We start from the raw sequence: 6255 nt of genomic DNA on the forward strand, positions 1-6255 counted from the left end.
TGTGGCGCAGCAGTTGCTGCCGACCGTGGATGGCAAGGGGCGTCGTGCGGCAATTGAAGTAATGATCAACTCGCCGCTGATCCAGGATCATATCCGCAAGGGTCAGGTGCACGAGATCAAGGATGTGATCAAAAAGTCTACCAATCTGGGTATGCGCACCTTCGACCAGGCGCTGTTCGAGCTGTATCGCGATGGTGTCATCACCTACGAAGCGGCATTGGCTCACGCCGACTCGGCCAACGACCTGCGTCTGATGATCAAGCTGGATGAAGAAACCAGTGGCAAGGCCGATGGTGCGGCGGATGATATGCCCAGTTTCACGCTGCAGGATGAAGACGACAGCCTGAACTTGAAGGGCAATGTGGACGTGAAGGGGATGTAATCCTGCGCTCCTTTGAGGCGCCTGATGTTTCGTTGGGCGTCTTAGTGCGTATCAAAATCATGTGATGCTGAAAGACTATGTAGCATGATAGCCTCTAAAGTTTGTTATCACGTTCAGGAATAACAACTCTGTGAGGCTATATCAAGATGCACGACTTCTCGTGGGTACGTAGAGTAAAGCTACAGCAGCTACGTACAGTAATGGTTGTTGCTCGCAGTCAAAGCTTGGTTACAGCTGCTGATGAACTAGGCTTGAGCCAGCCTGCCGTTACGAAAAGTCTTCGAGAACTTGAAAAAGATCTCGGTGTTGAGCTTTTTGTCCGTACCAGCCGGGGTACCCATCCAACAGGCGTAGGAAAAATTTTGGCTGAGCGCGCACGAGCGATCTTTGGCCAATTAGAGCTTGTTGCGCAGGAAATTCATGATATTTACCAAGGGCTAAGTGGTCATGTGGTTGTAGGTAGTCTTCTAGCTGGAGGAGCTAACATTCTTCCTAGGGCTATCGCGCGGCTCCATAGCAGGCTACCAGGTATTCGTGTAACTATAATCGAAGGGACTTATGACCACTTGCTTCCTCAACTCAAACAGGGCGGTTTAGAGTTTATTGCAGGCAGATTGCCGCCTCATCGGTACCGTGAAGGGTTGCAAGTAGAGTCTTTTTATCAGGAAGAAATAGCTTTTACTGTGCGCCCCTCACATCCGGTTCTAAAAAAAACGGTCCCGTCACTTGCTGATCTGAGGAATTGGCCTTGGATAATGCCTCTACCCGATACGACCTTACGCCAAATGCTGGAGTCCGTATTTCATGAGCAAAACCTTGAATTGCCAATGATTCCATGCGAGTCCCTTTCCGTTGTCACAAACCGTCGCTTAATTATTGAAACCGATTATGTAGGTGTATTTCCCGTGCAGGTGGTACAGCCGGATATTGATACTGGCTTATTGGCGCGTGTTGACATAACACCAGCGATATCGTTTGGTCCCGTCGGGATTAGTTGGCTAAAAGACAATCCTTTCAGTCGAGTTGCGGAGGAGCTAATCAAGGAACTCCGCACTATTGGTGAGGCCTGGGAGGATAGTGGATATTCCTAAAGGTTATGGCTGAAGGACATATATTCATTTCAGGTAATGGTAAGCTGGCGCTAGAGTGTTCCTAACAACCAATTATAAGAAAATGATGAGGATCAGTTGATGGCCGACTTGCATGATGTTCGATATGTCCGCTTAGGCACCCGCGACTTAACAGCTGCAATTGATTTCGCAACACGTATTATTGGATTGGAGCTGGTGAGACAAGAGGGTGGTTGCGCCTATTTCCGATCAGATAACCGCGATCATACCTTGTGTTATTTCGAAGGTGACCCTTCTGACCATACTTTAGCGTTTGAACTTTCTGATGAAGACCAGCTAAGTCAGGCAGCAGCTGACTTGGATGCGGCGGAGATCCAATACCGTATCGGTACGAGTGAAGAGTGTGAGTTAAGGCGAGTTCACGAATTCATTACTTTTAAAGACTTGACGGGTAATAAAATAGAGCTGGTCTGGAGGCCACATGCTAGCGGCAGGCGCTACTTTCCTAGTCGTGATGCTGGCATTACGGGCTTCAATCATGTTGGACTGTGTTCAACTGATCCGGCCCGTGATGAAAAGCTTTGGACCAAAGTCTTCAATGCTCGTGTCAGTGACTGGATTGGTGTGTCTCCGCTGCTGAGGGTTAACACCATACATCATCAAATTGCACTATTCCCAACTACACGTAGCGGCATCCAGCATATCAATCATCAGGTCGAAACGATCGATGACATCATGCGCAATTGGTATTTCCTCCAGGAGCAGGGCATCAAAGTGGTGTTTGGTCCTGGGCGTCATCCCACATCGGGAGCTCGTTTTCTATACTTCGAGGGGCCTGAAGGGATGATCTATGAATACTCCTGTGGAGTATCTGCTATTGAAGATGAAGTAAATCATCGGCCTCGCCAATTCCCAGCGGAACCGTCAGGTTTCTGTATGTGGGGTTCAAAACCCGATATAGCTGAATTCAAAAAAGATTAATAATGGGGAGGATACCCCTCCCTATCACTCCCAGATATCTTTTTAGATTGAGAATATATTATGACTTCAGCCTCAAATTTGCAGGACGGCACAGTCTTGCCTGTCATTAGAGACCGGGATGAAAGCGAAATTATTGTGCGACGTGCTGCTCGTGCTCTTGGACGTCATGGGTTGGTACATGCATACGGCCATTGTAGTCAGCGCCTCGATGAAAAGCACTTTCTTGTGTGTGCTCCCATGCCAATGGGCACGATCCCAAACGAGGTAAACGGTACAGTTGTTGCGATAGATAAACCGTTGCCGCCGGATGTCTTGGGTGAAGTGCGTATTCATCGGGAAATATATCGTCGTCGGCCTGATGTTGGCGGGATAGTGCGCAGCATGCCTCCAAGGGCAATGTCCCTATCTGCGTTAGGGCGTACACCACGTATGCTACACGGTATGGGAGCTTACTTTTCACCCTCGATTCCGCTTTGGAACGATCCTCAGCTAATTCGTTCTGATGAATCTGCCGAGCAGATGGCGGAACTTTTGGGCATGGGGTGTGCCGTTGTTATGCGAGGAAATGGCACCGTGGTAGCCGCTGACTCAGTACAGGATGCAGTAGTGTTGACCTGGTATCTGGAGGATTCCGCAAGGATTGAGCTTGATTGCCTTGCTGCAGCTGATGAAGTGATAGTGCTTACAGAGACGGAGGCAAAAGCACGAGCAACACGATCAGGTCGAATCTTTGAGCGGATGTGGGACTATTTGACCCATGGTGACCCGGAATGAATAGCCTACCTCGACTCAGTTTTCATCTGGCTCGGCTGGAGCTTCGTTGTGCTGGGGTTATGCTGGCAATCGTTTTGTGCCTGCTAATATTCAACATCTTTACCAGGGCTGCGGCGCAGGCCCAATACTGGGTGGATGAAGCAGCTATTACAGCTATGGTATGGATGACCTTTCTTGCCGCATCGGCATGTCTTCAAGCACGCAGCAATATTGCAATGACATTAGTTCAGGATCTTGTACCAGATTTCTTACAAAGACTGATGTCAGTAGTTGTCGATCTTTTGATGCTGATTTTTGTTTCTTTCTTCTTAGTGATGGTCTGGAAATGGTTTGACTTGCTTGGATTATATGAAAATCAGTGGGATATTATGGCGTTCTCGGCTGATACTTTTAATTTTATTTATGAAGAGCCTACTCAAACACTAGGTATTCGTAAATTTTGGGTATGGCTAATACTTCCTATTTTTTCTTTTACATCAGTGCTGCATTGTTTGGCCTGTCTACAGACTAGCGTACAGGTTTTACTACTGAACCGTAAGCCTGCTACGCAGTATGAAGCTTCTTAGCTGGAGGAGTAGATGATGGTTGTTCTTGGTTTTTTAGGGTTATTGGTATTGGGTGTACCAGTAGCGTTTGTATTAGCAATGACCGCAATTATATATGTTGTCGTCAGTGGTAATTTAGTATTGATGGACTCTTACCCTCAGCAATTTATGGGAGGGCTAGAAAATTACGGATTACTGGCAATGCCGTTATTTATTCTTGTTGGGGAGCTTATGAATGAAGGGGGAATCGCACGAAGACTTATGTCTATGTCGATGGCGATGATTGGCTCCATGAAAGGTGGCCTGGCTTACGTAAACCTCATTTCTAACATGATGATGGCCTCGATATTAGGATCAACAGTCGCTCAGATTACAATTATGACCAGAATGGCAGTGCCAGAGATGGAGCGAGCTGGGTATAAAAAAGACGCAGCGGTGGCATTGACTGCAGCAGGGGGCCTGCTGGCTCCGATCATTCCACCATCAATGTTATTTGTTATTTTTGGAGTGATTGCCCAAATTTCAATCGGTGACTTGTTCATAGCTGGAATTGTTCCTGGGCTTTTGTTGGGTTGTGCATTTCTGGCTTTGATTGGCTGGATGGCTCGTCGGCATGATTTTCCGAGTAATGATGGTCTAACTTTGACTGAGCGTTTTGTTGCTGTGAGAGAAGGCTTGGCGGCTGGGCTTGTACCATTCATTATTGTTGGCAGTATCCTTGGAGGGCTTGCTACACCGACTGAAGCGGCAGCACTCGCCTGTGTTGGTGCTATTCTAATAGGGCGTTTTGTTTATAAAGAGTTCTCTTTTGATTCCTTCTGGCCAGCTCTTCAGCGTACGGCTCGAAATTCTGCAATGGTCTTAATGATGATTGCTGCTGCTCAAGTATTTGGCTGGGTTATAACCTTTGAAAATATACCAATGATCACTGCTCAGTGGATACAGTCTATATCTCAATCACCAACTGTATTCATTTTACTAGTAATGGCATTACTTCTTGTAATTGGTATGGTACTGGATCCAATTCCTGCTCTAATACTTGTTGTTCCAGTATTACTGCCAGTGGCCGTTGATGTTTATAATATTAACCCATATCACTTTGGTGTTATTGTTTGTTTGACTCTAGTTATGGGGCTCTTGACGCCACCAGTTGGTTCCGCTCTGTTTACGGCATCTGCACTATCCGGTGTTAAAGCAGAACGAATAGCAATTTTGTTGGCGCCTTATCTTGGTGTGATGCTGTTAGTTTTGTTACTACTTGCTATTGTACCTGCTCTTGTTACATTCATGATCTGAAGCTTTATTGATCAATATCCTAGACTGATTAAACCATGAAGTGCATTAGGAGAATAAGATGAAAACAAAAATAAGATTACTATCAACAGCTCTATTTTTAATGGTCTTGCCTATAATGAGCAATGCTCAAACATTGAGGCTGGGAATGATAACGCCACCTAGTCATCAATGGACAAAATCTGCAGAGGCTTTTGCAGAAGAGTTATCTGAACGAACGGAAGGACGTATTGAAGTTAATATATATCCTTCAGGTCAGCTTGGTAATGAAGCCATGATGTTGCAACAAATGCAGCGTGGCGCTCTCGATGGAGCTTTTTTGGCAGCAGGTGAAATTTCTAATCGACGTTCAAACTTTGCAGCATTATTTGCGCCTTATCTTGTTGATACGATAGAGCAAGCAAGAACCCTACTTCATGGAGAAACCGCTAAAGAAATGTTAGAGGAGCTGAGTTCTCTAGGTTTGGTAGGGCTGGGTTATGGTACGGCCGGGATGCGTCAAATACTAGTCAATCGTGAGGTCAACACAGTAGATGACCTGACTGGACGTAAAATTCGAACCATGCCGGTTGAGCCAGAGAGAGACTTTTGGATCAAGCTTGGTGCGGCTCCGACACCACTCCCTTTACCTGCTCTTTATGATGCCTTTGCAAATGGGCAAATTGATGGTATGCAGATAGATTTTGAGGGCACTTGGAACACTCGGTATCTTGATCACGCAGAAATAGTAATTGATTCCTCGCATATGTTGTTACCCATGGTAGCTGTTTTTTCTGGAAGGACTTGGCAAACTTTGCAGGATGGTGATCGTGAAATCATAAAGCAACTGGTGACGAAGCATCTAGATGAAATGTTTAAGGTGTATAGCGAACTAGATGAGGTTTATCTAGGGAAGATTAAAGAATCTGGTGCTAAAGTTGTTAAGGTAGACCGTGAATTCTTCGGAAGCTCAATTGATTCTTGGTATGAGGAGTGGCGTAAGCGGGCACCTGCTTTGGTTGCTTTAGAAAAGGAAGCTGCGCAGCTAAAATGATTTATACAGGTATTTTTGATATATGTACCTACGTCAAACTTTGATTTTTAAAGCTAAGAATTAATAATATTTAGCTTCATGGTGAGCAAGTAAGTGTAAAAAGGGCGGTTCTGAACAGAACCGCCCTTTCTTGTTCGCGGTGTCGACAAGCTATTGGCTAGAGGGTGTTCAAAACTC

The 6255-nt window shown here is 45.8% G+C and carries 6 protein-coding genes and 1 pseudogene; all 7 read left to right on the plus strand.

Annotation, left to right across the window (positions count from 1 at the left end; genetic code table 11):
• Positions 1 to 382, plus strand: a pseudogene (locus tag ACN0UY_RS12825) (type IV pili twitching motility protein PilT); the annotation flags it as partial.
• Positions 383 to 528: 146 nt separating this feature from the next.
• Positions 529 to 1473: a LysR substrate-binding domain-containing protein gene (locus tag ACN0UY_RS12830; RefSeq protein ID WP_417667621.1), complete on the plus strand. Its 945-nt coding sequence runs from the start codon at positions 529 to 531 to the stop codon at positions 1471 to 1473.
• Positions 1474 to 1572: 99 nt separating this feature from the next.
• On the plus strand, positions 1573 to 2433 hold the full coding sequence (locus ACN0UY_RS12835; protein WP_417667623.1) for a VOC family protein: 861 nt from the start codon (positions 1573 to 1575) through the stop codon (positions 2431 to 2433).
• Between the two features lie 60 nt (positions 2434 to 2493).
• On the plus strand, positions 2494 to 3207 hold the full coding sequence (locus tag ACN0UY_RS12840) for a class II aldolase/adducin family protein (RefSeq protein ID WP_417667625.1): 714 nt from the start codon (positions 2494 to 2496) through the stop codon (positions 3205 to 3207).
• Positions 3204 to 3773, plus strand: a complete 570-nt coding sequence (locus ACN0UY_RS12845) for a TRAP transporter small permease (RefSeq protein ID WP_417667627.1) — start codon at positions 3204 to 3206, stop codon at positions 3771 to 3773. The genes ACN0UY_RS12840 and ACN0UY_RS12845 overlap by 4 nt, the downstream gene beginning before the upstream one ends.
• A gap of 12 nt (positions 3774 to 3785) precedes the next feature.
• Positions 3786 to 5048 (plus strand): TRAP transporter large permease, encoded by a 1263-nt coding sequence (locus tag ACN0UY_RS12850; RefSeq protein ID WP_369624673.1) that lies wholly within the window; start codon positions 3786 to 3788, stop codon positions 5046 to 5048.
• Positions 5049 to 5106: 58 nt separating this feature from the next.
• Positions 5107 to 6078 carry a TRAP transporter substrate-binding protein gene (locus tag ACN0UY_RS12855; protein ID WP_369624674.1) on the plus strand — a complete coding sequence of 324 codons (972 nt, stop codon included), beginning with the start codon at positions 5107 to 5109 and terminating at the stop codon, positions 6076 to 6078.
• Positions 6079 to 6255 lie beyond the last annotated feature (177 nt).

This window comes from Pseudidiomarina sp. (assembly GCF_048268165.1).
In the GTDB taxonomy this organism is placed as follows: domain Bacteria; phylum Pseudomonadota; class Gammaproteobacteria; order Enterobacterales; family Alteromonadaceae; genus Pseudidiomarina.

What these genes read in the sequence shown, in the direction of transcription:
- ACN0UY_RS12830 (WP_417667621.1), top strand. Translation starts at nt 529, where the DNA reads ATGCACGACTTCTCGTGGGTACGTAGAGTAAAGCTACAGCAGCTACGT.
- ACN0UY_RS12835 (WP_417667623.1), top strand. Translation starts at nt 1,573, where the DNA reads ATGGCCGACTTGCATGATGTTCGATATGTCCGCTTAGGCACCCGCGAC.
- ACN0UY_RS12840 (WP_417667625.1), top strand. Translation starts at nt 2,494, where the DNA reads ATGACTTCAGCCTCAAATTTGCAGGACGGCACAGTCTTGCCTGTCATT.
- ACN0UY_RS12845 (WP_417667627.1), top strand. Translation starts at nt 3,204, where the DNA reads ATGAATAGCCTACCTCGACTCAGTTTTCATCTGGCTCGGCTGGAGCTT.
- ACN0UY_RS12850 (WP_369624673.1), top strand. Translation starts at nt 3,786, where the DNA reads ATGATGGTTGTTCTTGGTTTTTTAGGGTTATTGGTATTGGGTGTACCA.
- ACN0UY_RS12855 (WP_369624674.1), top strand. Translation starts at nt 5,107, where the DNA reads ATGAAAACAAAAATAAGATTACTATCAACAGCTCTATTTTTAATGGTC.